Source organism: Rhodovastum atsumiense (genome assembly GCF_937425535.1).
GTDB classification, from domain to species: Bacteria; Pseudomonadota; Alphaproteobacteria; order Acetobacterales; family Acetobacteraceae; genus Rhodovastum; species Rhodovastum atsumiense.
Map to the genome: position 1 here is coordinate 175,763 of NZ_OW485603.1, position 23,483 is coordinate 199,245.

At 67.2% G+C, this 23,483-nt stretch carries 14 protein-coding genes and 4 pseudogenes; 11 read left to right on the forward strand and 7 right to left on the reverse strand.

What is annotated here, in order from left to right:
• Nucleotides 1–97: 97 nt before the first annotated feature.
• From NBY65_RS30790 to NBY65_RS34200, 9 genes and pseudogenes are all read left to right on the forward strand, one after another.
• A pseudogene (locus tag NBY65_RS30790) lies at nt 98–424 on the forward strand (recombinase family protein); the annotation flags it as partial.
• Nucleotides 420–812 carry a hypothetical protein gene (locus NBY65_RS30795; protein WP_250265995.1) on the forward strand — a complete coding sequence of 131 codons (393 nt, stop codon included), beginning with the start codon at nt 420–422 and terminating at the stop codon, nt 810–812. The pseudogene NBY65_RS30790 and the gene NBY65_RS30795, both read left to right, overlap by 5 nt.
• Nucleotides 809–1,429: pseudogene (locus NBY65_RS30800) on the forward strand (recombinase family protein); the annotation flags it as partial. The gene NBY65_RS30795 and the pseudogene NBY65_RS30800, both read left to right, overlap by 4 nt.
• 95 nt (nt 1,430–1,524) lie before the next feature.
• A protein-coding gene (locus tag NBY65_RS30805) for an IS630 family transposase (protein ID WP_284347529.1) occupies nt 1,525–2,594 on the forward strand; the annotation gives its coding sequence in 2 pieces (ribosomal slippage) (nt 1,525–2,020 and nt 2,020–2,594; 1,071 coding nt in all).
• Entirely contained in the window at nt 2,573–4,051 is a 1,479-nt protein-coding gene (locus tag NBY65_RS30810; protein WP_284347530.1) for a recombinase family protein, read from the forward strand. Before NBY65_RS30805 ends, NBY65_RS30810 begins: the two co-directional genes overlap by 22 nt.
• Before the next feature lie 72 nt (nt 4,052–4,123).
• Nucleotides 4,124–5,839, forward strand: coding sequence for a recombinase family protein (locus tag NBY65_RS30815; protein ID WP_150045827.1), 1,716 nt, complete (start codon nt 4,124–4,126; stop codon nt 5,837–5,839).
• Nucleotides 5,840–6,508: 669 nt separating this feature from the next.
• The gene (locus NBY65_RS30820; RefSeq protein WP_250265997.1) at nt 6,509–7,675 is read left to right on the forward strand and encodes an IS66 family transposase; all 1,167 of its coding nucleotides are present in this window, start codon (nt 6,509–6,511) and stop codon (nt 7,673–7,675) included.
• 3 nt (nt 7,676–7,678) lie between these two features.
• Nucleotides 7,679–9,218 (forward strand): annotated as a pseudogene (locus NBY65_RS30825) (ISL3 family transposase).
• 74 nt (nt 9,219–9,292) lie between these two features.
• Nucleotides 9,293–9,463, forward strand: a pseudogene (locus NBY65_RS34200) (hypothetical protein); the annotation flags it as partial.
• A gap of 418 nt (nt 9,464–9,881) precedes the next feature.
• On the opposite strand, the gene NBY65_RS30830 reads toward NBY65_RS34200, so the two are convergent.
• The 4 genes from NBY65_RS30830 to NBY65_RS30845 form a co-directional block, all read right to left on the reverse strand.
• On the reverse strand, nt 9,882–10,628 hold the full coding sequence (locus NBY65_RS30830; RefSeq protein WP_150045496.1) for an SDR family NAD(P)-dependent oxidoreductase: 747 nt from the start codon (nt 10,626–10,628) through the stop codon (nt 9,882–9,884).
• On the reverse strand, nt 10,616–13,564 hold the full coding sequence (locus NBY65_RS30835) for an ATP-binding protein (protein ID WP_150045497.1): 2,949 nt from the start codon (nt 13,562–13,564) through the stop codon (nt 10,616–10,618). The genes NBY65_RS30830 and NBY65_RS30835 overlap by 13 nt, the downstream gene beginning before the upstream one ends.
• 91 nt (nt 13,565–13,655) lie before the next feature.
• On the reverse strand, nt 13,656–17,147 hold the full coding sequence (locus NBY65_RS30840; protein WP_162530886.1) for a response regulator: 3,492 nt from the start codon (nt 17,145–17,147) through the stop codon (nt 13,656–13,658).
• On the reverse strand, nt 17,147–18,010 hold the full coding sequence (locus NBY65_RS30845; protein WP_150045499.1) for a Crp/Fnr family transcriptional regulator: 864 nt from the start codon (nt 18,008–18,010) through the stop codon (nt 17,147–17,149). Before NBY65_RS30845 ends, NBY65_RS30840 begins: the two co-directional genes overlap by 1 nt.
• 409 nt (nt 18,011–18,419) lie before the next feature.
• On the opposite strand from NBY65_RS30845, the gene NBY65_RS30850 reads away from it, so the two are divergent.
• Both NBY65_RS30850 and NBY65_RS30855 read left to right on the forward strand, forming a co-directional pair.
• Complete coding sequence (locus tag NBY65_RS30850; protein WP_250265998.1) at nt 18,420–20,228, forward strand: CHASE3 domain-containing protein; 1,809 nt, start codon at nt 18,420–18,422, stop codon at nt 20,226–20,228.
• A complete protein-coding gene (locus tag NBY65_RS30855) occupies nt 20,212–20,883 on the forward strand; it encodes a response regulator transcription factor (protein WP_162530888.1) in 672 nt (223 codons plus the stop codon). Before NBY65_RS30850 ends, NBY65_RS30855 begins: the two co-directional genes overlap by 17 nt.
• A gap of 223 nt (nt 20,884–21,106) precedes the next feature.
• On the opposite strand, the gene NBY65_RS30860 is transcribed toward NBY65_RS30855, so the two are convergent.
• From NBY65_RS30860 to NBY65_RS30870, 3 genes are all read right to left on the reverse strand, one after another.
• Nucleotides 21,107–21,817: an IS6 family transposase gene (locus NBY65_RS30860; protein WP_150045502.1), complete on the reverse strand. Its 711-nt coding sequence runs from the start codon at nt 21,815–21,817 to the stop codon at nt 21,107–21,109.
• 133 nt (nt 21,818–21,950) lie between these two features.
• Nucleotides 21,951–22,133, reverse strand: a complete 183-nt coding sequence (locus NBY65_RS30865) for a hypothetical protein (RefSeq protein ID WP_150045503.1) — start codon at nt 22,131–22,133, stop codon at nt 21,951–21,953.
• Between the two features lie 206 nt (nt 22,134–22,339).
• A partial coding sequence (locus NBY65_RS30870) for a recombinase zinc beta ribbon domain-containing protein (protein ID WP_250265999.1) occupies nt 22,340–23,483 on the reverse strand: 1,144 nt, incomplete at its 5' end.

Consider the following 23,483-nt stretch of genomic DNA (forward strand, 5'->3'; position numbering starts at 1 on the left):
GTCATGGAGGAACCCCATGATGCGCGAGGACGGTCCTGTGTCGAGGAACGGGTTTGCCTCGGACAAGATCCGGCGGCAGCACCTTGAGCGGACGGCGATGGTATACATCCGACAATCGACGCCGCAGCAGCTTGAGCGGCATCAGGAGTCGACGCGCCTGCAATACGCGTTGGTCGAGCGGGCACGCCAGTTTGGCTGGGAGGCTGGCGCGATTGTCGTGATCGACGACGACCAGGGTCGGTCTGGCGCCTCGATGGAAGGCCGGCCCGGTTTCCAGCGCCTGGTGGCGGAGGTGGGTCTTGGTCATGTCGGCATGGTGTTGGGCGTGGAGATGTCACGGCTGGCCCGTTCGTGTCGGGACTGGCATCAGTTGCTGGAGATCTGCGCGTTGTTTGACACCCTCATTGCGGATGTGGACGGTGTGTAAGAGCGCACAGGCCGATACCCCTATTTGTCTGGTGCGTGATCAGCTGGAAAAAGTAACCGTTACAGATCCGACTCACCCGTTGTTTCGACAAGAGTTCGTTTTGGCAACCACAACGGGCTCGGCTGTGAGCGGCCACGCCCATGTCGTGTACCGCGGCGATGTGCTGCTGAAACTGCCGATCAGGGCAACCAATCTCTCTCCGGCATCACCATCCCTGCCAACCAGCAGGCTGTCATTGGAAGCCATTCGAGATTTGATTCGTCTCGCATTACAAAGAGAGACGAGTCCGCCTGCAATCATCGAAACTCCCGTTGCCAAGCAGGTCGAGAACGATGCCGAGCCGGCGTCGGAAACCTCGCTTCGTGCGACGGGAGAAAAGCCATGATGTCAGAGCTTGTAACGGTCGGGCACCTGAGTCGGAAGGCAGTGATCTACATTCGCCAGTCAACGCCCCAACAGGTGCTGAGCAACCAAGAAAGCCTGCGGCTGCAGTATGCATTGCGCCAGCGTGCGCAGGATCTTGGCTGGCACGAAGCCGACATCGAGGTGATTGACACCGATCTTGGCCGCAGTGGAGCGACCGCCACGCAACGTGAGGGGTTCAAAGATCTGATCGCACGTGTGACGCTCGGTGAGGTCGGCATTATCCTTTCCTACGAGGTCACCAGGCTTGCAAGAAACTGCTCAGATTGGTACCCGCTGCTGGACTTGTGTGGTTACCGGCGATGTTTGATCGGCGATCGCGATGGTGTGTACGACCCGGGCTCGGCGAATGGCCGGCTTCTCTTGGGATTAAAAGGGACGATCTCCGAAGTTGAGTTGCACACTCTACGCGGCCGCCTGACCGCTGGGCTTTTGAGCAAAGCCGAGCGTGGTGACTTGGCTCTGATCCTGCCCGTAGGTCTGGTGCGCGGCCCACATGGTGTAGTGACGAAGCACCCCGACCGCGAAGTCCAGGAACGGATCAGCTTGGTCTTCGCCACTTTCCTGGAATTGGGCTCATACCAGCCCGCTTTGACGTTGACTCTTCTGTGAATTGCCACTCCCGGCCGATCTCGATTCGATGGTTCGCAGGCGATACGCGGAGGAGGCAGTGCATGGGCGCGGCGTTGGCGATTACGCGGGCGGACCACACAGCCGCTGAATTGCGGGCATTGGCTGCCAAGAGTGATGATGGCCCGCAAGTGCGCCGCCTGCTTGCGCTGGCGCTGGTTCTGGAAGGCCGCTCGCGCACTGAGGCAGCGGAAGAGAGCGGCATGGAGCGGCAGACGCTGCGGGACTGGGTGCAGCGGTACAATGATGAGGGAGTCGATGGCCTGAAGTCGCGCAGCAGCCCCGGCCGCACACCCTTTCTGACCGTTGAGCAGAAGGCCGAGCTGAAAGAGCTGGTCATCCAGGGACCTGATCCCGAGGTGCATCAGGTCGTGCGCTGGCGCTGCGAGGACCTGCGAGCGGAAGTGGCCCGGCGGTTCTCGGTGGAGGTGCATGAGAGCACGGTGGGCAAATGGCTGCACCAACTTGAGTTGACGCCGCTGAAGCCGCGCCCGTTCCATCCCAAGAGGGACCCGGAGGCGCAGGACGTTTTTAAAAAAGCTTCAGTGATTTAGCCAAAGAAGCTCTGCTCGGAACCACTTCTGGTACACCGATAGAAATCTGGTTTCAGGACGAAGCCAGGGTCGGCCAAAAGGGGACGCTGACCTATGTTTGGGCGCCGGTCGGGGCGCGGCCACCGATGGTGCGCGACAGCCGCCGTGAGTCCGTCTACTTGTTTGGCGCCATCTGCCCGGATCGAGCCGTCGGCGCCGCCGTCATCATGCCTGCGGTCAATACCGAAGCCATGAACGCCCATTTGCAGGAAATCAGCACGCAGGTGGCTCCCGGCGCACACGCCCTCCTGGTCTGCGATCGTGCCGGGTGGCACGCCACCAGCAAGGGCCTGCGGGTACCCGCCAACATCAGCTTGCTTCCGCAGCCAGCCTACGCGCCGGAATTGAACCCGATGGAAAACGTCTGGGATTACCTCCGCAGCAACAAACTATGCAGCCTGGTCTGGAACAGCTACGAGGCGATCGTTCAAGCGTGCAAGCAGGCTTGGGACTTCCTCGTCAACGATCCGGAACGCATCCGCTCCATCGGCACCCGCGAATGGGCGTGTGTCAATCTTTAGGCGGGCTGGTATCAGTCGGTAAGCTGCTCCGCTCCTTTCGGCATCGCGGGCTTGCCGTGCCGCGGCTTGATCGATTCGGTGAGGTGGTCTGGCGGACACCGACAGATAGCATAATCAGCAGGATTCTGAAGAATCCTGCCTATGCAGGCGCATTTGTCTACGGCCGCACCCGGTCCTGCGGCGCCACCTACGCCAACGGCAAGACGATCACCACTCGCCGTCCCATGGAGGAGTGGAAAGTCATCGTGAAAGACCGTTATCCTGCCTACATCGGGTGGGCCGACTTTGAACGGATCCAGGCCATGCTGCGCGACAACCACGCGGAGTACGTCCGCAACAGAACCCGTGGCGTGCCGCGCGATGGTGCGGCCCTGCTGCAGGGCATTGTCTGGTGCGGCCGTTGCGGCCACAAGATGGCCGTGGAGTACAAGAACGCCAACCGCTACGTCTGTAACTTTCTCCAGCGGAGCCAGGGTGGGCCGTTGTGCCAGCACCTCCCTGCGGATCCGATCGACGCGCAGGTGGTGGCTGCGTTTTTCGCCACGGTCAGCCAGGAGGAACTTGAGGCCTGGCAACGGGCGCAGGACACCCGGCGGCAAACGGAGGACGCACTGGATCGCGCTGAGGCACAGCAAGTGGAGCGCCTGCGCTACCAAGCATTGCTCGCCGAGCGACAGTTCAACCGTGTTGATCCTGACAATCGCCTGGTCGCATCGGAACTGGAGCACCGCTGGGAGGCCGCATTGCGCGAGCTGCGAGAAGCCGAGGAGGCACTGACGCTGCACCGTGCATCGCGCACTCAGCCGGACGCGCTGACCTCCGAAGAGCGTGACAACTTCCTTGCCCTCGGCTCGCAGCTGCCTGCTATATGGCACCAAGCCGGTATGGATCGATCGCAAAAGAAGGCACTGCTACGCTGCCTGATCGAGAAAGTCATCCTGCATCGGACGTCCCCTGAACGCATTGACATCCGCATCGTCTGGCGTGGTGGTGAGGTCTCCGAAGCACAGGTCGAGCCGAAGGTGTATGCTCTGCATGCTCTCTCTCGCGCCGCTGACATGCAGGCCCGAATGCTTGAACTGGCTCGCCAAGGCCTGACTGATGCCGAAGTGGCTAACGTCCTGACCAGCGAAGGGTACCGCTCGCCTCGCTGCCATCATGTCCTGGCACGTACCGTGCAGGTCTTTCGACAGCGTCATCGGGTTTTGCGCGGCGCCAGCCGGACACATCCCCGGCACATTCCGGGATGGCTTACCATGTCTGAGCTGGCGAGGCGGCTGCAGGTGTCACGCGGTTGGATCGAGCACCATGTCCGCAACGGAACAATTGTCATTGTTCGTGATGTTGCAGCGAAGCGCTACCTATTTCCTGACACCAAAAAGACCATAGACGTCCTGAAGAAGCTGAGATTAGGCAAAATCGATCACATCAACTTCGTAACAAGCACGAGCAAATGAGGGCACCAACATGACCGATCGTACGACGCCGCCAATTTCAATGACCGGCTTCTGCTAGGGCTGAAGGGCACCATGTCAGAGGCGGAACTTCATATCCTGAAAGCCCGCATGCTGGCGGGCAAGCGGGCGAAGGCACGGCGTGGTGAGCTCGGCCGACCGGTGCCGATGGGATATGTGCAGCGTGCGTCAGGGGAGATTGCGTTTGACCCGGACGAGCAAGCGGAAGCAACGATACGATTGCTTTTCGAATTGTTCGACCGATTCCACACCATCGGCAAAGTACTGCGCTATTTGGTCGACCACGACATCCGCCTACCGGTGCGCGTGCCAGGTGGAGCGCGCAAGGGAGAGCTGGAATGGCATCGGGCCAACCGGATCAACCTGCACAATCTGTTCGCCAATCCGATCTACGCGGGGGCGTATGTGTATGGGTTGCGCCCGACTGACCCGCGCCGGCGCAAGCCGGGGCGGCCGGGCACCGGGCGGCGTGGCTGTGCGCCGGAACAGGCCGAGGTGTTCCTGCCGGACCACCTGCCGGCCTACATCAGCTGGGAGCACTATCAGCGTAACCGGGCGCAGCTGCGGTCGAACCAGGCATCGGCGCGGGGCGTTGCGCGTGCCGGCGAGTCGTTACTTTCTGGCCTGATTATCTGCGGCAAGTGTGGCCTGCGCATGGTCTCGCAGTACAACAACAATGGCGGCAATCCCCGTTATGCCTGTAACCGGATGACCGTCGATTACGCCGAGCCACTCTGCCAGACACTGAAGGCGGCGCCCTTGGATGCGCTGATGGAGCAACTCGTTCTTGCCGCGCTGGAGCCGGCGGCACTGGATGCCAGCATCCTGGCGGCGGGTGAGCTGCAGCGCGAACGCGCCGCCCTGGAGGCGCAGTGGCACCATCGCCTGGAGCGCGCCGCCTGGCAGGCCGAGCGGGCACGGCGCCAGTACCACGCCACCGAGCCGGAAAATCGGCTGGTGGCGCGCACGCTGGAGCGGGAATGGGAGCAGGCGCTGGCGGCGCAGGCACAGGTGCAGGCTGAGTATGAACGCTTCCAACGCGAGCAGCCGCGCGCGTTGTGCGAAGCGGAAATCGCCATGTTGCGCGCGCAGGCTGGCGACCTGCCGGGTCTCTGGCACGACGCCACCCAGGAGGAGCGCCAGACCCTGGTGCGTTTGCTGCTGGAACGGGTGCTGGTCAAGGTGATCGATGACAGCGAGCAGGTTGAGGTCGTCTGCCATTGGCATGGCGGCCATCAGACCATGCATCGCATGGTGCGACCGGTGGCCCGTCTCGACCGGCTTAGCACCTATCCGCAACTGCTCAGTCGGGCCACCGAACTGCGCCAGCTCGGTCATGGCTACGGGGCGATCGCGGAACGCCTCAACGACGAGGGCTGGCGGCCACCCAAGCGACGAGAAACGTTCAACGCATCGATGGTGTCTCACCTGTTGCGCCGGGCCGGCGTGACGATGTCGCAGTATCGAAAGAAGATCGTGATCGTCGAACGGCAGTCCGATGAATGGACGATCGCCGAACTGGCCCGGCAAATTCCGATGCCAATGCCGACTCTTTACAACTGGGTACAAGAGGGTCGGCTACGCAGTCGCACGGTTTGCTGCAAGAAGCGGCAGTTGACCCTGGTGTACGCCGATGCAGCAACCATTTCGCAGATCCGAACGGTTCGCGCCACGCCCGCCCCGTGGCGCCGCCGACCGGCGGCGGTCACCGCAGACGCGCCGCCGATCGCCGCTGACCCCTCGGCCCCCTCCACCCAAACATGCACTTGAGAGGCAGCATGCCTGGTAGATGTCGATTTTCCAACGTTGAGCGTACCATTGCAGCTTCTCGATGGCCTGCTCGGGCGAGGTGACAGCGAGATCGGTGACCAGCTTCCAGTCGATGCGGTCGCGCCCACGCGGTTTCCGCGCCTCTCGCGCGTGGATCACCGCCAGGTCGAGAGCAGGATAGCGCTTCTGCTTCCCAATCGGCGGCAGGATGTGCACCCGCTTGTAACGGAGCTTGAGCACGGCCTCGCTGACGCTGCCGTCCTTCGCCGTGACCTCGATGCGGTGCTGTCCCGCGACCGGAACCCGGGCCATCACGCGAGCGACCGTACGGCGTCCGTCGCCCGCCAGTCGGTCAACACAGGTCCGCACGAGAAAATGCGCACCAGCCTCCCGCGCGGCACAGAAGAACTCGTAGATGTCGTTCTCCCGGTCGCCGACGTAGACGCAGCGCCCTGGATCGCCGAGCCGTGCACCGGACTGCGTCAGGCTCGACAGCCAGCGGATGCTCTCCTTCGCCTCGATCGGCACCCGGGTCGGGTTGACGTGGCGCTTCAGCTCGTTCGCGCGTAACCGGGGCATAACCCCGGGCGGTGGCTGATTTTGGGCCTTCCCCGAAGCGGCCAAGTACGATTCGCTGGGGCGATGTCAGCGCCTCCTAATCCCTCTGAGATGCCGCGCGCCGAGCTGGAAGCCGAAGTGACGGCCCTGCGAGGCGAGGTGGCTGAACTGAAGCAGTTGGTGCTGGCGCTCCGGGACGAGATTGCCCGGCTGAAGGGGCTGAAGGGCCGGCCGGTGATCAAGCCGAGCGGCATGGAGAAGGCGACCGAGGCGAAGCGCGCTGGCAAGCGGAGCAAGCGCCGTGGCCGCGGCCCGGTGACGCCACGGGTGACAGTTGAAACCCAGGTGATCCGGGTGACGGCGCCGGCGGGGTCGCAGTTCAAGGGCTACGAACCCTACCAGATGCAGGATCTGGTGCTCACCGCGCGGGTAGTGCGCTATCGGCGCGAACGCTGGGTGACCCCGGCGGGCGAGACGATCGTGGCGCCGCTGCCCGAGGGCATCCGCGGCCATTTCGGGCCGGAGCTGCGCCGCTATGTGCTGATGCAGTATCACCAGGGCCAGGTCACCGTGGAGCGGCTGGTGGCTCAGCTGCAGGCGGTCGGGGTCAGCATCTCCAAGCGGCAGGTCATGCGGCTGCTGATCGAGGGGCAGGACGCGTTTCTGACCGAGACCCGGGAGGTGCTGCGGGCGGGACTGGAGACGGCGTCCTGGATCACGGTGGACGACACCGGAGCGCGCCACCGTGGCGCCAATGCGGTGTGCACGCAGATCGGCAACGACGATTTTGCCTGGTTCGGCACCACCGGCAGCAAGAGCCGGATGAACTTCCTCGAGCTGCTGTGCGCCGGCCACACGGATTACGTGATCAACCACGCGGCGCTGGAATACATGCACGAGCATAACCTGGCCGGACCGACGATCCAGCAGCTGGTCGGACATCCGCAGCGGCAGTTTGCCGATGAGGCTGCGTGGCAGCACCATCTGGAGCAACTGGGCATCACCGACCTCCAGGTGACTCCCGACCCGGTGCGTGTGGCCACCGAGGGGGCGCTCTGGGGTGCCATCGCCGCGCATGGATTTCTCAATGAGGCGGTGATCGTCAGTGACGACGCTGGCCAGTTCAACGTCGGCCAGCACGCCCTGTGCCGAGTAGGTGGGGACGTTGCTGTGGTTCGGCGTGGAAAAAGGGCTCTTCCGCGCTTTCGGTGCAACCGACTTGGATGCTTCTGGTGCAGTTCCCACATATGGCAGGCATCTTTGGAGTTCCAAACCTAAAAGTTGTTCTCTCTTCTCCCGTTTCTTCTGCCGAGGCTTTCCATCCGCCAGGTTCTGCTCACTCCTGACGGCATCACAATCCAGGCTGACGTGAAGTCGGCATCCGCGCCGTGCCCTGACTGCGGCAGGCGGTCGAGACGGCGGCACAGCCACTATCACCGCACCCTGGCCGATTTGCCGCTTCAGGACCGCGTCGCGCGCCTGCAGGTGCTGGTTCGACGCTTCCGCTGTGACACGCCAGGCTGTCGCCGTCGGATCTTTGCTGAACGACTGCCCGACATCGCCGTGGTCAGGGCGCGGCGAACCACGCGGCTCGCGAATAGCCAACGCCAGATCGGACTGTCGCTGGGCGGCGAGCCGGGGGCACGGTTGGCGGTGCGGCTTGCCATGCCGATCAGCGGCGACACTCTGCTGCGCTTGATTCGTACGGCCCCGCTCGCATCCCATCCGCCGCCGCGGGTGATCGGCATCGACGACTGGGCATGGCGCCGGGGGCACCGCTACGGGTCCATCATCTGTGATCTGGAACGGCGGCGCATTGTCGATCTTCTTCCCGATCGCACGGTGGAAACCGTGCGATCGTGGCTGGCCGGGCGCACCGGAATCACTGTGATCGCGCGCGACCGCGCGGGTACCTACGCCCAGGCAGCGACCACAGCTTGCCCCCATGCGATGCAGGTGGCCGATCGGTGGCATCTGATGGAAAACGCCAGTGCCGCGTTGCTCGACGCCGTGCAGCGATCGATGCGACAGATCCGTGACGCTCTCGGGACTACGTCTTTCGACCCGGCGTTACTGACCTCTGCCGAGCGACGCCAGCATGAGGGATTTCTGCGTCGCGCCGCAGCCGACAGGGCCATTCACCACCTCGCCGGGAGCGGCGTACCGATCAAGGAAATCGTCCGCCGCACCGGGTACAGCCGCAAGGTCGTGCGTGCTGTCGTCCGCGGCGGCAGGACGGACGTCTTCCGCGTCAGGGCGAGTATGCTGGATGCGTTCGTGCCACGCCTCAACGCGGAATGGGATGGCGGTTGCCGCAACGGCGCCGAACTCTGGCGTCGGCTCAGAGCCACCGGCTTCACCGGTGCGCTGCGCGTGGTCAGCGAATGGGCGACGAGGCGCAGGCGGGCCGAATCCGCGCCAGGGATGTTGCCGCGCAAGCCGCCGCCGGCGCGAACTCTTGCGCGGCTTCTCAGCCATCAGCGGGACCGGCTTTCGATGGCCGACGCAAGATTGGTCGCGGTGGTGGAGGACGCGGTTCCGCGCGCTGCGGGTCGCGGCGTCATTGGTCAAGCGCTTCCAGGACATGCTTCGCACGAAGACGGCGGCGCTCGAGAACTGGCTCACGGACGCCAGAGGAAGTTTGCTTGCGGCGTTTGCCGCGGGCATCGCTGCAGACCGCGCCGCGGTCACAGCTGCGATCACCGAACCATGGTCGAACGGTCAAACCGAAGGGCAGATCAACAAGGTGAAGCTGCTGAAACGACAGATGTATGGCCGCGCGGGCCTCGATCTTCTGCGAGCCCGGCTCATCGCCGCATGACGGCATAAGGCAAAGCCTGCACCGGGAATGCGGAAGAGCCCTTTTTCAAAGCCGATTGACAGGCGCACTCGCTCAAGAGCGGGGCGGCAGCCTTCGGCCTCGTCGCCCTGTCAAAGGCCGCAGCGGAGACGGAGAAAGGTGCCCTCGCGGACGCGCCGGAGGTCTCGGCCGCGAAGGTGGCGCGCCTGCATGCTCTCGCCGCCGCCTGCCCTTTGGCGGGCGCTCCACCCATCCTCCGGCACTGAAGCGCACCTGGCCGGCCCGCCGTCCTTCAAGCGACCGGGCTGTGTCCGGTCGCCGCGAGCAATGGATACCCGTCCTCAAGGTGCCGACGCGAATGCCGTGGGCTGACCAAGCCGGGTGCCTTGAACCGGCAACGGTTGCACAGGGCGGTGGCGACGACAGCCACCCGGCACGCTCGCGCGCGGGCAGCCGCGAGGTTGTCGATGCCGACGTGGCGCTTGAGCGACGGCCTCAGCCCGTGGACGCCGCTTCCTGCGGGAAAACGGAGACACGCCCGGCGAGCGCCTCGCTGTCGATAGGCCCAGCCACCCCGTTCCGGATGGAGACCGATAAGTTGGCAATGTCTCTGATCAGACAAAACGACCTGGGCTGTCACACCCCCGGTGTCCAAGCCGCGTCGCCCAGCATCCCCGGTACGCACTACATGCCGCCGGAAACGAATATGGTTTCCCCGGTTATCCAGCGTGAGTCGTCCGAGGCAAGAAACACAGCGACCGGTGCGATATCGCCCGGCTGCCCCATGCGGCCAAGCGGGGTCCGCTGCACCATCTGCGCTTCGAAGTCGCTGCCGATGATGCCTGCGGCATGGGTGCCTTCCGTTTCGACACCACCAGGATTGATCGCGTTGACACGGATTTTGCGGGGGCCAAGCTCCTTGGCAAGAACCCGCGTGATGGCGTCCACGGCCCCCTTCGTGGCGGCATAGATGGAGGCGCCAGGCGGCGTCATGCGGGTGATCACCGAGCTGATGTTGATGACGCTGCCGCCATCCGGCCCGAACTGGGCGGATGCCGCCCTGGTCGCAAGCAGCAATCCGAGCACATTGATGTCGAACTGCCGGCGGACCTCGCCTTCAGTGACTTCCTCGATCGGCATGAAGCGATAGACCCCGGCATTGTTGACAAGGATGCTGACCGTTCCATAGGCGCTTTTCGCCCGGGCAAAAATGCGCTCCACGTCATCGGCCACCGCAACGTCGCCTTGGACCGCCATTGCCTTGCCGCCGGCCCCCACGATGTCGGAGACCACCTTGTCCGCGCCTTCTCCGCTGCTTGAATAATTCACCACGACCGCCGCGCCTTCGGCAGCCATGCGTCTGGCGATCTCGGCGCCTATTCCCTTCGAGGCGCCCGTGACGACGGCCACCTTGCCTGTCAGCTTGCCCATCTCTCTGCTCCGTTTTCCAGAAAAGCGGCCTGATCCACCGACGTCAGCTCCAGGGTGAACACGCTGCCCTGGCCGGGGCTCGACGCCAGCCGCACCCGGCCGCCGAGAGTCCCGGCGATCTCCCTGGACAGCGCGAGGCCGAGCCCCATGCCCGGCGCGTGCTTCCGGGCGACCTCCTCAACATGCACGAAGGGCTCGAACACCTTTTCCTGAAGTTCGGCCGGGATGCCGGGTCCGGTGTCGGCGACCTCGACGCGCACAAGGCCATCGCATGCGGAAACGCGCGCCGAAATCCTTCCCCCGGCGGTGTGCTTGACCGCGTTGTCCAGCAGGTTGCGGACGATGATCCGGACCAGCGCCGGGTCGCTCACCAGGGGCGGCACATCGCCCGCCGTCTCCTCCACGAGGTCCTGGCCCCGCGCCTTCGCCTCGGATTTGATGTCCGCGCAAGCTTCGGCCACCAGCCCGGCGATGTCGAAGCGCTCGGGGCAGACCGTGAGGCGCCCGCTTTCGATGCGGCTGTACTCGAGGACCGAGCCAACCACCTGTGACAGCCTGCGCGTGGCGTCCGCGGTGCGCGCCAGAACCTTTTCCTGCTTCTCGTTGAGCGCGGGCCCGAACAGGCGCCGGTGCATTCCCATCTGGAGTTCGAGCTGGGCCAGGGGGGTGCGCAGCTCGTGCGACGCCATGTTCAGGAACGCGGACTTGGACCGCGACGCCTGCTCCGCCCGGTCCCTGGCCACCCGCATCTCGTCGGCGGCGCCGCGGAGCCTGCGGTTGAGGGCGGCCACTTCGCGGGCCAGTTCCTCCAGGTTCTCCTGGCGGCTGTCCACCTCCGCCCGCAGGAGATCGCGGGCCCGCTTGACCTGCAACAGGTTGGCGACGCGCGCCCGCAGCTCGTCGGCGGCGAAGGGCTTGACCAGGTAGTCCTGCACCTGCCCGTGCAGCAGCCGGATCCGGAGCGGCTCGTCGGCGCGGGCCGACAGCACCATCACCGGCACGTCCGCAAGCTCGCCGCGGGCGCGCAGCGCGGCGACCATCTCGTCGCCGCTCATCCGCGGCATCATGATGTCGGTCAGGACGAGGTCGGGCCCGAGGCGTTCCGCGGCCGACAACCCCTCCGCCCCGTCCCCGGCCAGGGCGACCCGCGCGATGCCTCCCAAGGCGGCGGCGACGAAGGCGCGCAGGTCCGGGTTGTCCTCGACCACCAGGACAAGCGGGAGCTTCGCGGCCGACTCCGGGTCGCAAGGCATGGCTTCCGGCCCGGACGGCACGCCGTCCGGCATCCCCGTTCCCGGGTCGCCGACGGGAAGCAGGCCAGGAGGGGCAAGCCGGTCCTGGCGCGCGACCGGCGTTCCCGCGGGCGCCGCCAGGGGCAGCGTGACCCGGAAGACGGCGCCGGTCCCCCCGGGGGCGTCGTCCACGGCGATGCCGCCGCCGTGCTGCGCGACGAACTCGCCGGCGATGGCCAGCCCAAGGCCGCTCCCGGCGCTCCGCTGGGGGTCGTCGCCCTGCACGAAGCGCTGGAAGATCGCCTCGCGCATCTCCTGCGGCACCCCGAGGCCGTTGTCGATGACCTCAAGGGTGCATCGTTCCCCGTCGGCCCGCAGCGCCACCTCGACCGCCCCGCCCCGGTCGGGGACGTGCTTGAAGGCGTTGGACAGCAGGTTGAACAGCACGCGGCTGACCTTGGGGGCGTCCACCTGCGCCGACAGGGTGTCGGGAGCGGCGACGCGCAGGTCGATCCCCCGGTGCGCCGCCGCCGCCGCGAAATGGTCGGCGACGAAACGCACCAGGACGGCCAGGTCCGCCTCGCCGTACTCCAGCGGCGTGCGCCCCGCGTCCAGCCGGGAGAGATCGAGCAGGTCGTTGACGTAGGCCAGCAGGGTCTGGGCGTTCCTGCGCACCACGCTGAGCGCGCGGCCCCATTCCGGCGGCAGGCGGCCCGAGGCGAGCAGTTCGTCGACGGGGCCGAGGATCAGCGTCAGCGGCGTGCGTAGCTCGTGGCTGACATTGGCGAAAAAGCGGGTCCGGAAGCCGTCGAGCTGACGGATCTGCTCCAGCGCCTTTTCCAGTTCCAGGTTCTTCTTCGCCAGCTGCGCCTCGGCGCGCTTGCGCTGGGTGATGTCGAGGTTGACGCCGACCCAGGAGGTGATCTTCCCCTCGGCGTCACGGACGGGACGGCCCCTGGTCAGGACCGTGTTGATCTCTCCGTGGCGGTCGATGATGCGGTGCTCGTAGTCCCAGAATTCCCCGGTGCGGATGCAGTGCATCCAGTGCTCCAGCATCGGGCCGACGTCCTCGGGGGGCAGCCGACTGGTCCAGCCGAAATCCTGCTGCTCCTCGTCGCTCATGTTGAGGAGCTCCAGGAAGGACGGGCTGACGTAGCGGGCGCCGCCTTTCTCGTCGCACAGCCAGACGCCGAACGGGATGGCCTCGCCCATGGTCCGGTACTGGGCTTCCGATTCCGCCAGTTCCTCGGTGCGCTTCACCAGCGCCGCCTCGGCAACCTTGCGCCCGGTGATGTCCTCGACGACCCCGATCATGCGCCTGGGATGTCCGCCGGGATCGGCCGTGACCAGGCCCCGCGCGCTGACCCAGCGCTCGGCCCCGTCGGGCGGGAGGACGCGGTAGTGGACCGCGTAGGTCTCCTCGGCCGCATGGGCGTGCGTGAACGCGGCGATGACCCGGTCGCGGTCGTCGGGATGCAGGAGCGCCTGCCATTGCTCCAGGCTGGCGAGCGCCTCCGGGCCCGGCACGCCGAACACCTGGGCGGCCCGCGGGGACACCGTGAGAAAGCCCGTCCCGAAATCGAACTGCCATGTGCCGAGCTGGGCGGCGTCAAGGGCGAGCCGGAGCCAGTCCCGGTCCCCCGCGTCCGGCAAAGGCCCCATGGCCGTGTCCGTCGCCGCTTCCGGCCCGGAAGGTGAAGTCATTGGCGATCTCCCGCCACCATGAGGAACCGAAGGCACCGGCAGCGGGAAGCCCGTGGCGGTGGCCGGATCTCCGTGGCGATTGTGGTTGCTCTCATCCGTTCCTCCGCCCGGCGAGCTGGGCGACTGTCGTGACCAGACGGCTGGGATCGAAGGGCTTCTGGACGAATTCCACCGCCTCCAGCGTGTCCAGCTCGGACGAAGGCACGTTGACGCCGGAGACGACGAACACCGGTATGTCCCGCAGCTCCGGAAGGCCCATCTGGGCCCGCCTGAATTCCCACCCGTTCATTTCGGGCATCATCAGGTCGAGGATGATGGCGTCGGGCCGGCACCCGGACGACAGCAGGCGCAGGGCTTCGCGTCCGTTCGTCGCCCCGACCGCCCGGATGCCCTCGAGGTCCAGGAAATCCACCAGCGCCTCCCGCAAGGAGTCGTCGTCCTCAACCACCATGACGGTCACGCCCTCGCCCGCTCCAGGGGCGGCGCCATCGCCGGTGTCGGGTGCGGCATGCCGTTCGCCGTCGGGGTCTCGCGCCGCCTCCAGGCTGGCCTCTATGCGGGCGGCCAGGGCATGGCCCGCCACGGGCTTCCGGACCAGGGTGAAGCTGTCCTCGGCGGCAAGCGCCGCGCGCTCGCCCACGTAGCCGGTCAGGAGGAAGCAGGGCAGGCGCGGGCGCAGGGCGCGCGCCTGCCTGATGGTCTCGACCCCGTTCATGTCCGGCATGGACAGGTCGCTCACCAGCGCATCCACCACTTCGCCCGCCTGGAGCAACGCCAGCGCCTCGTGCCCGCTGGTCGCGACCAGGGTGGCGAAGCCGACGTCCTCGAGCTGGGCCGCGAGCGTCTCGCGCACCAGATCATCGTCGTCGACGAGCAGGACGCGCGCGGCGCCCACGCCGGACCGCCCGCCGCGTTCCTCCTCCGGCTGCGGGTGGCCCGCGTCCTCCGTGTCCTCCGTGTCCTCCGTGGCCTGGCGCAGCCACAGGCTGGCCGTGGTGCCAGCGCCGGGGGAGCTGGTGATCGTGAACCCGCCGCCGGACTGCTCGGCGAAGCCCTTGACCATCGGCAGGCCCAGGCCGGTGCCCTGGCCGGGTGGCTTGGTGGTGAAGAACGGCTCCGCCACCTGCGCGAGCGTGGCGGCATCCATGCCGTGTCCGGTGTCGGAGGCGCTGATCCGCACGTAGTCGCCGGGGGCCATGCCGGCCGGGTGCATGCCGCCAGCCGGAACATGCTCCGCCTCGGCCGAGAAGGTCAGGGTGCCACCCCCGGGCATGGCGTCGCGGGCGTTCGTGCCGAGGTTGACCAGGGCCGTCTCCAGTTGCCCCCGGTCCGCCAGCACGGGCGGGATGTCGGCGGGCACCTCGGTGCGGACGTTGACCACGCTGCCGAGGGTGTGGGCGAGCACCTCGCGCATGCCGCCGAGCAGATCCGCCGTCGCGATCACGTCGGTGCGCATCTCGTCGCGGCGCGCGAAGGAGAGCAGGCGCTGGGTGATCGAGGCGCCGCGGTCGGCGGCGTCGATTGCGGTGCGGGCGAGGCGGCGTACCTTGTCGTGGTCCCCGGGCCGCCGCTCGATCAGCATGGCCGCGCCCGAGACGCTCTGCAGGATGTTGTTGAAGTCGTGGGCGATGCCGCCCGCGAGCTGGCCGAGCGCCTGGATCCGCTGGGCGTGGGCGGCGCGCGCCTGCGCCTCCTCGCGCGCGGCCACCTCCGCGCGCACCCGTTCCTCCAGGTGCGCGTTCAGTTCGGCCAGGGCGGCCTCGGTACGGCGCTGCGCCGTCATGTCGGTCAGCGCCTCCAGCACCGTCAGCGACCGCCCGTCGGCTCCCCGCCGGAGCACCTTGCGCGCGGAGACGATGAGGTCCCTGCCGTCCTTGGTCCGATGCCGCAGGTCACCCGTCCACTCGCCGTCGCGCTCCAGCGCCGCCTCGATCTCAGCCAGCGGCACCGGAAAGACGGTTTGCAGGAGGTCATGCGACACCCGCCCGACCGCCTCGGCGGCCGTCCAGCCGTAAAGACACTCCCCCCCCTTCGACCAGAAACGAATGGTGCCGTCCGGGTCGCGTGCCATGAACGTCCCGAGGTCGAGCGTCTGCACCAGATCCCGCAGCCGCGCCTCGCTTTCGGCCAGCGCCGCCTCGGCCTGCCTGCGCGGCGTCACCATCTCGGCGGCCAGCACCGCGCCGCCGACCGAGCCGTCGGCGCGGTGCCAGGGTGTCATCTCCCAGCGGACCCAGTCGGTGCGGCCGTCCGCGTGCGGGTACGGGTCCTCCCCGGCCGACAGCGTTTCCCCGCCAATCACGCGGCGGTGGATCTCCCGCCAGCGCTCGGGAATCTCCGGGACGACATCGTAGTGGCTGCGGCCGATCACCGATTGCGGGTCGAGGGACGCGTCCGCGGCGAAGTCGCCCAGGAAGCGGCGACTCACGGTGAGATAGCGCATTTCCGTGTCGAACATGGCGATGGCGGCCGGAGCGCGCTCCACGAACAGCCGCAGCCGCGCCTCGCTCTCGGCGAGCCGGGCGTTGACCGCGGTAAGGTCGGCCGTGCGCGCGGCCACCGCCGCCTCCAGCCCGGCATTGGCCGCCGCCAGCCGGGAAAAGGCAGCCGCGCGCTCGTTCACCGCAGCGGCCAGGAGCTGCGCCATCGCGGTGGCCACGAACACGAACATCTGCAGGATCAGAGCCTGGTCCGCCGGGGTCAGGCCCGGCCGGAGGTAAGGCCCGGCCCCCGCAGCCGTGCCGACCGCCGCGGTCAGAGCCAGGAGCGCCGCTGCGGCGGTGGCTCCGAACTGTCCGTGGCGCAGCGCCACCCACATCAGCGGCGGCAGCGTCCAAAAGGCCGGCCGCATCTGGGAGAGCGGCAACCAGAAGACCGCGGCCGTACAGGCTACGACTGCGGCAAGGGCGGCGACGGCTTCCAGCAGCCGCCCTTTCGGCAGCGGCGCCGCCAAGGCACTCCTCTCCTTCCATGCCCGGACAGCGGCCAGGGTGAGCGGCGCCGCGACGGCAATGCCGACCGCGTCGGCAACCCACCAGACGGGCCAGACCTCGGCAAAAGAGGCTCCGGCCAGGGCGGCAACCGCGGCCGCGCCGACCGTCGCCCCCGCCACGGGCGCGGCCAGCGAGGCCGCGCCGACGGCCAGGGTGTCGCGCAGGCGGCAGGCCGGCTCGATGCCGCCGCCGCTTCCGCGCAGCAAGAAGCGGATGATGACGGCCGCCGCCACCGCCTCCAGGCCGCTGGCGGCCACGGAGCCAAGCGACAAGGCAAAGGGCCCGGCCAAAAGCCAGACGTGGGCGAGGATGCTGGCCGCGCCTGCGGCGGCGATCAACGCGGGCCAGCGGCGGGGCGGTGCCAGCAGCATCGCCGCCACATACAAGCCTGCTCCTGGCCAGAAGGTCGCGACCGCCGAAGGTCGGAGGGAGAGCGCGTGGCCGAGTAGGACCGCGGCGCAGTAGGCAAGGCCGAACAGTGCCGCCGCCCCGCCACGCCCGGGCGTGACGGGCGCGTCCAGGCGCTTGTCGGCGGAACCGGGGGTGAAGCCGCCGCTGCCCGGAGATGCGTCCGGCGGAGATGCGTTCATTATCGTTCCTCCGCCCCGCAGGCCCACTGGGCGACGCCGGATGGGTCGGCGGGCCGGACGACGGCGGCGTCCTGCAGCAGCCGCTCGAAGCGGCGTCGGAGGGCGGCGTGGCATTCGCAGGCGGCGCGCTCGAGCCCGGCGCGATCCAGGACGACCACGCAGCCGCGGCGGATGCGGATCAGGGACCCGGCTTGCAGCGCCAGGGCGGCTTCGCCCACCGTGGCCCGGCGCACGCCCAGCATTTCGGCCAGGAATTCCTGGGTGAGCGGCAGCGCCGGGTCACCGCCGGGCGCGCGGTCGAGCGCCGTCAGCAGCCAGCGGGCGAGGCGCGGCCGGACCTGATGCGCGGCCCGGCAGGCGACGGACTGCAGGGCCATGGACATCGCCGCTTCGGCTTGGCGGGCCAGCAGGCGCCGCAGCGCGGGCGAGGCGGAAGCGGCTTTTGCCAGGAGCGGGGTCAGCACCCGGTCCGCCTTGCCCGGCATCTGCACCAGCCCGCGCGTGAAGGCTTCGACCGTCGGGTCGGCGGCATCGACGCCGAGGCCGGCCGCCCCCTCCAGACCCACGGTGACCGTCTCGGCCGCCCCTCCCTCCAGCAGCGGCATGACAAGCGAGACCATGGTGCCCGCATGCGGGAAGTGGACGTGTGAAGGAATGCGGCCCGGCTCGAACAGCACCTGGCCGCGCAGGAGCGTGACCTCCTCAAGATCCGGCGCGAGACGGTCGAGGTCGTGTCTGGACACGGACGCAAGCAGGCGGTTGCCGTCGGGAGCCGCAGCGCCGGGCAGCTTGGCCTGGCCTTCGTTCGGGCTTTGCGCGTCGCCGCGCACCGCACTTTCCAGGCGCTCTTTGTCCAGCCGCAAATCGTTCCCCCAAAGCTCTGTACTTCACCGCCTTGTGAGATTGTCATACGACTGGGCGTTTGTCTGTACGAGAGGTAGCAAAATGGAGTTCTTTGTCGTGCTATTATATGCGTTCTTTGCTTCGTATGGGCAATTATACTTCGAGTTTATATTCACGCCGCGGCATTTAATTTAACTGGCTTGCGCACGCTCAGTCTGCAGCCTGGAAAGGCCACTTGGAGCTGCGATTGCATCCAGCAAGCTGCAGCCCAGAAGCTGTTCCCCACCATCACGGATCCGCGCGTCATGCCAATCGAGCACGGTGCGCGCCCGTCACGCAGGCGCATCCGACGAAGCATTCAATTACGAATTCACAAATCACATGCAAATCATCTTCAGAGGCGACACTGCAGTCGTATGGCCTTGCGCCATGGCCGACAGTCCTGTGCATGCCCACGATACCAAATCACCTTTCTTTGGACTTCGTATGCTGCGGGAACCAGCCCGGAAGCGCCGCGGGGCCACCGCCACCCTGTGGGGCGCACTTCTGCTCTTGATTGCAACGGCAAGCAGTCTGGTCTTTGCCGTCCTGGCCCTCCGAAGCGGTCTCGGCGACTTGGATCGGCTGTCGGGCCTGCGCCTGGACCTGGAGCTCCTGCTGACCGACCTTAAGGACGTGGAGACCGGACAGCGCGGATACCTCATAACGGGCGACCCGGTGTTTCTCGACCCTTACAAGGATGCCCACCCCCGTGTGGACATGAGGCTGGATCGGCTCCTCGGGGAAGCGCCACAGGATCTGGGAAGCGCCCCCTTGAACTCCCTTCGCGAACTTGCGGACCGGAAACTCGCCATCACTGACGCGACGATCGCGATGGCGCGGGCAGGACAGCTTGACAATGCGCGCACCAGTGTGGAGCAGGGCAACGGAAAGAGGGTGATGGACGCAATCCGCCGCGCCGTCGCCCAGGCCCACGAGGACGTCGAACACCGCCGGGCTGCGGTCGAGAGCCGAGTTCGTGGCCGCGCCGTCCTGGCTTCGGCGGTGGCGCTGGGCTCGGCCGTGCTGGCCAGCCGCCTGGTCGGCGCGACGGCGCTCATCATCAAGCGCCACTCGGCGGGACGCCTGCGGCTCGCGGAGGAGGAGCGCACCCTCGCCCTGGATGCGGCCGGGCTCGGCACCTGGGAATGGGATTGGCGGACCGACGGGGTGACGGCGTGCCCGGTCACGCGTCGCCTGCTCGGCTTGCCTACGGACGCTACCCTGTCATGGGGCGACCTGCTGGATGCGGTCTGCCCCGGGGATCGAAACGGCGCCAAAGCGGCGCTGCGCGGGGCGGCGGGGCGTGGGGGCTGCGAATGGGAGGGCCGGGTTGGCCGGGAAGACGGCAAGCCACGGTGGGCGCGCCTGACGGGCGGGCTTTATAGCGACCACGGACGTCCCACCGTGCTGCGCGGCGTGGCGCAGGACGTGACCGCGCGCCGGGAGGCGGAGGCGCGCATGCAGTCCCTTCAGGCCGAGCTGTGGCACGCGTTACGGGTCAGCACGGTCGGCGAGGCGGCCTCCGCCATGGCGCACGAACTGGCGCAGCCCCTGTCGGCCGCGAGCACGTTCATCCAGGGCTGCGAGGCGCTGCTGCGATCCGACCAGCCCGATGACCGGGAAGAGGCGCTCTCCGGCCTCGGCCGGGGGCTCGACGCGCTCGGCCGCGCCTCCGGCGTCGTGCATAATCTCCGGCGCTTCCTGCGCAAGGAGGCATTGCGGCGCGAGTCGGTGGATCTGAACGCGGCGGTCAGGGAGGCCGTGCGGCTCGGCGCGATGGGGTTCGAGAGCACTGGCGGGGGACACATTGCCTACGATCTCGCCGACGGTCTGCCGCCCATTCTCGCCGATCGCACGCAGGTCCAGCAGGTTGTCGTGAACCTTGTCCGCAACGCCGTGGAAGCCATGCCTTCAGGCGGCTTGTGGGAACTCCGCGTCACCACCGCGCCCCATGAGGACGGTGTCCGGCTGTCGGTCGCCGACACCGGCCCCGGCCTGCCGCCCGAAATCGCCCGGACGCCGTTCCGCGCCTTCGCCACCACCAAGTCCGGCGGGTTGGGCCTCGGGCTGTCCATCTGCCGGTCGATCGTCAGGGCGCACGGCGGCGCCATCGACGTCTCGACGGGACCGGATGGCACCACGTTCACCATCGACCTTCCCGCCGCTCCCGAGGAGCACGATGCCAAGGCCGCCTGAGACGCCGGCGGTGTTCGTGGTCGAGGACGACACCGACCTGCGGGACGCGTTGTCCTTCCGCCTGCGGGCCGCCGGGCTGCCCGTGCGCGCCTACGCGACCGCCGAGGCGTTCCTGGCGGAGCACACGCCGGACATGCTGGGATGCCTGGTCACGGACGTGCGCCTGCCGCGGATGGACGGCGTGAGCCTGATCGGCACCCTGAGCGACCGGGGCAACCGGCTGCCGATCATCGTCATCAGCGGCCATGCCGAGACGCCGCTGGTGGTCGATGCGATGCGCGCGGGGGCGGTGGACTTCCTGGAAAAGCCGCTGGATCCGGCGGCCGTGGTCGCCTCCGTCCGCGCCGCCATGCAAGGAGCGAGCACGGCCGCGAGCCTGCGCAGCGAAGCGGCCCGCATGGCGGACCGCCTGGCCGTGTTGTCCCCCCGGGAGCGCGAAGTGTTCGACCGTTTCGCGGTCAACGTCACGACCAAGCAGGTCGCCGACGCCCTCAGCCTCAGCCCCAAGACGGTCGAGAGCCACCGGGCGCGCCTGCTTGAGAAACTGGGGGCCGACTCCCCGTCCGCGCTCGTGCGCCTGTCGGTCCTGGTGGCCCTGTTCAGCCCCCATGCGGGCGAGGGCGACCCCGAGCGGCCAGAATCAGGAATTTCCTGATACCCGGCGCCGCCTCGCCTGTGATTTCTTCTGGCGGCCGGTGCGGCGGGTCGGAGGCTCCGGCGGGCATTCAGCGTCTGGAGGGTGGTTTGGCACTTGGGTCAGGCAGCGGCGTCCGTCACCCGGTCTTCGTGGTCGACGACGACGAGGAGCTTGCCAGCGGGCATTGTCAAGTTGTTGGCCTATGGCCGCGCTTGGTCGCACCGCACGACGTTCCTCGTGTTCACGCTGCGATCTGGACGCACGTCTCCTGTCGCCACACCCGGAAGGCCTCGGCGCGTGCACGCCGGTATTGAGCGGCGGTCATCAGATGGCGCCGCGGCCGGAAGTGGCCGTAGATCATGGCGTGCGATGACAGGAAGTGCTGAGCCTGCTTCGATGACTTGAACCGCTGCATCTGCCGCTCTCGACGTCGCGTCGGTCGGTGTGAGTTCTCAGCTCTGTTGTTCAGGTGCCGGCTGCTCCGGTGTTTCACCTCGGGCAGGATCTCGCGGTGCGCTACGCCATAGCTGCGTAGACCATCGGTGATGAGGCGCTTCGGCCTGTACCTGAGCCCAGCGAGCAGGCGCTTGAAGAAGCGCTTCGCCGCGGCAGCATTCCGGCGACCCTGCACCAGGATGTCGAGCACGACACCGTGCTGGTCCACCGCGCGCCAGAGATAGTGCAGCTCACCGTTGATCCGCAGGAAAACCTCATCAAGGTGCCAGGTGTCGCCCGGCTTTGGCCGTCGTCTCCGGAGCTTGCGGGCGAAGTCGGCGCCGAACTTGTGGCACCACTGCCGAATGCTCTCGTGGCTGACCGTGACGCCCCGCTCGGCCAGAATCAATTCCACCTCTCGGAAGCTCAGGCCAAAGACATGGTAGAGCCAGACCGCGTAGCTGATGATCTCGGCTGGGAAGCGGTATCCCGGGTAGGTAACGGGCTCGGAGGTCATCTCGGCAGAATGCCCCAGCCGCATCGTTCCGGCCAGAGGCTGCGAACTTGACAATGCCCCGTTCTTGTGGCAGCCAGTTATTGGTGCAGGTGAAGGATACCAGCCCTCCCTCGCCAACGCCCTTGCGGCCCTGTCAGCGGCAGCCGCGCCAGTCGACGTGCACGAGACGCATGACGAAATCGCTCACGGACGGCGGGAGAACCGCCGCATCGAGGTCTACCGCTTGCGGCGTGTAGGTGACATCGAACCGTGCCGCCACGAAGCCGCAGACCGCTTTCGCCGTCAGATACAGCCGGGCCGACAGTTCCGTCGCCAACTCATACCAGTCGCATTAAATATTGACCTGTCGAGCCCATTCGTAGTTGGTGAGGGAACGTATGCGCCCCCGCTCGGCGAGCAAGGCATTCCAGACACGGCAGCAGGTGTCGATGACGTCCTGGACATCACGGAAGATGCAGCCGGAGAGATAGCGGTCGCGAAGATATTGCCACAGCCGCTCGACTGCATTGTCATGCCGCCTCTCTACATGAGATTCCTACTGTGATCTGGCCTTGCCTCGTTGCTCTGCCTGAGCTGGTCGAATTCGGCTTCGGTCATCTGCACGAGCCAGATGCGTTGATCGCCCCGGGTGGCGACGCGGGCGGGTAACCGGCCCTGACGCACCCACTGATAGGCGGTGTGCCGGTGAATGCCGAGTCGGGCGGCGGCCTCGTGCAAAGTCCACTCAGCGCCCGCCTCGCGCTCGACGTTGCCTGTCCATATCGGCCGTCCTTCCGACAGCTTGTGCCGGAATATCAGGCGCTGGATCATGGATGCCTCGAACGCTTGGCGCTTGGGCGGCCGCCAGCCAGCGGCGTTCAGCTGCTCGGCGATGACCGCAGCCGAGCGCCCTTGCCGGCGCAGGTCTCGGATCGTGGTCAGGAGTTGGTCGAACCCGCGCAACTGCTCGAAGCGCTGGACGGGGCGAATCAATGCGTGGTGGGTCTGCACGCCGCCGGCCCAGTCACAGGTGACTTCGACGTGCTCGCTATTGCCATCCACGCGCACGGCGACCCGCTCCAGCATCAGGCGTGCAATCATCTGCCGGTCGGCTGGCGTTGTCGTCGACGCGTGCCACAGCGCAGGGACATCCGCGGCCAAACGCCGGATTGCCTCCATTTCTGCTGCATCCAGGCGGGTGGGTTGGCGTGCCAGCTCACGCGCGTGCTCGGCCTGCAGGGCCTGTTCGGCAGCAAGCGCTGCTTCCCAGTCCCGCTCCAGTGTGCGCGCAACCAGCCGGTTCTCAGGATCCACTGCTTCATAGCGCCGACGCGCGAGCGTGGTCTCGTACCGTGCCCGTTCCAAACGCTGCGCCCAGTTCCTCTGTCGCGCTGCGCGTTCGATATCGATGTCTTCGGCCAACTGCAGGCTGACCTCGATGGCTGATGGCGCGAGGGCCGCGAGGATCAGCTCGGCAACAAAGCTATCCAACGGTTGTGCGCTGACCGACTGGCAGCGCGGCCCGCCGAAGGTTGTTGCCACCTGCCAGCACAGGTAGCGCGCCTCGCGGCCGTTGTTGTGATAGCCGACCGACATTCGCCGGCCACATTGGCCGCAGCGAATGATGCCGCCCAGCAAGGCCGGACCGCCCCGGGGGACGCCGTTATGCTTGCTACGGTTGGACGCC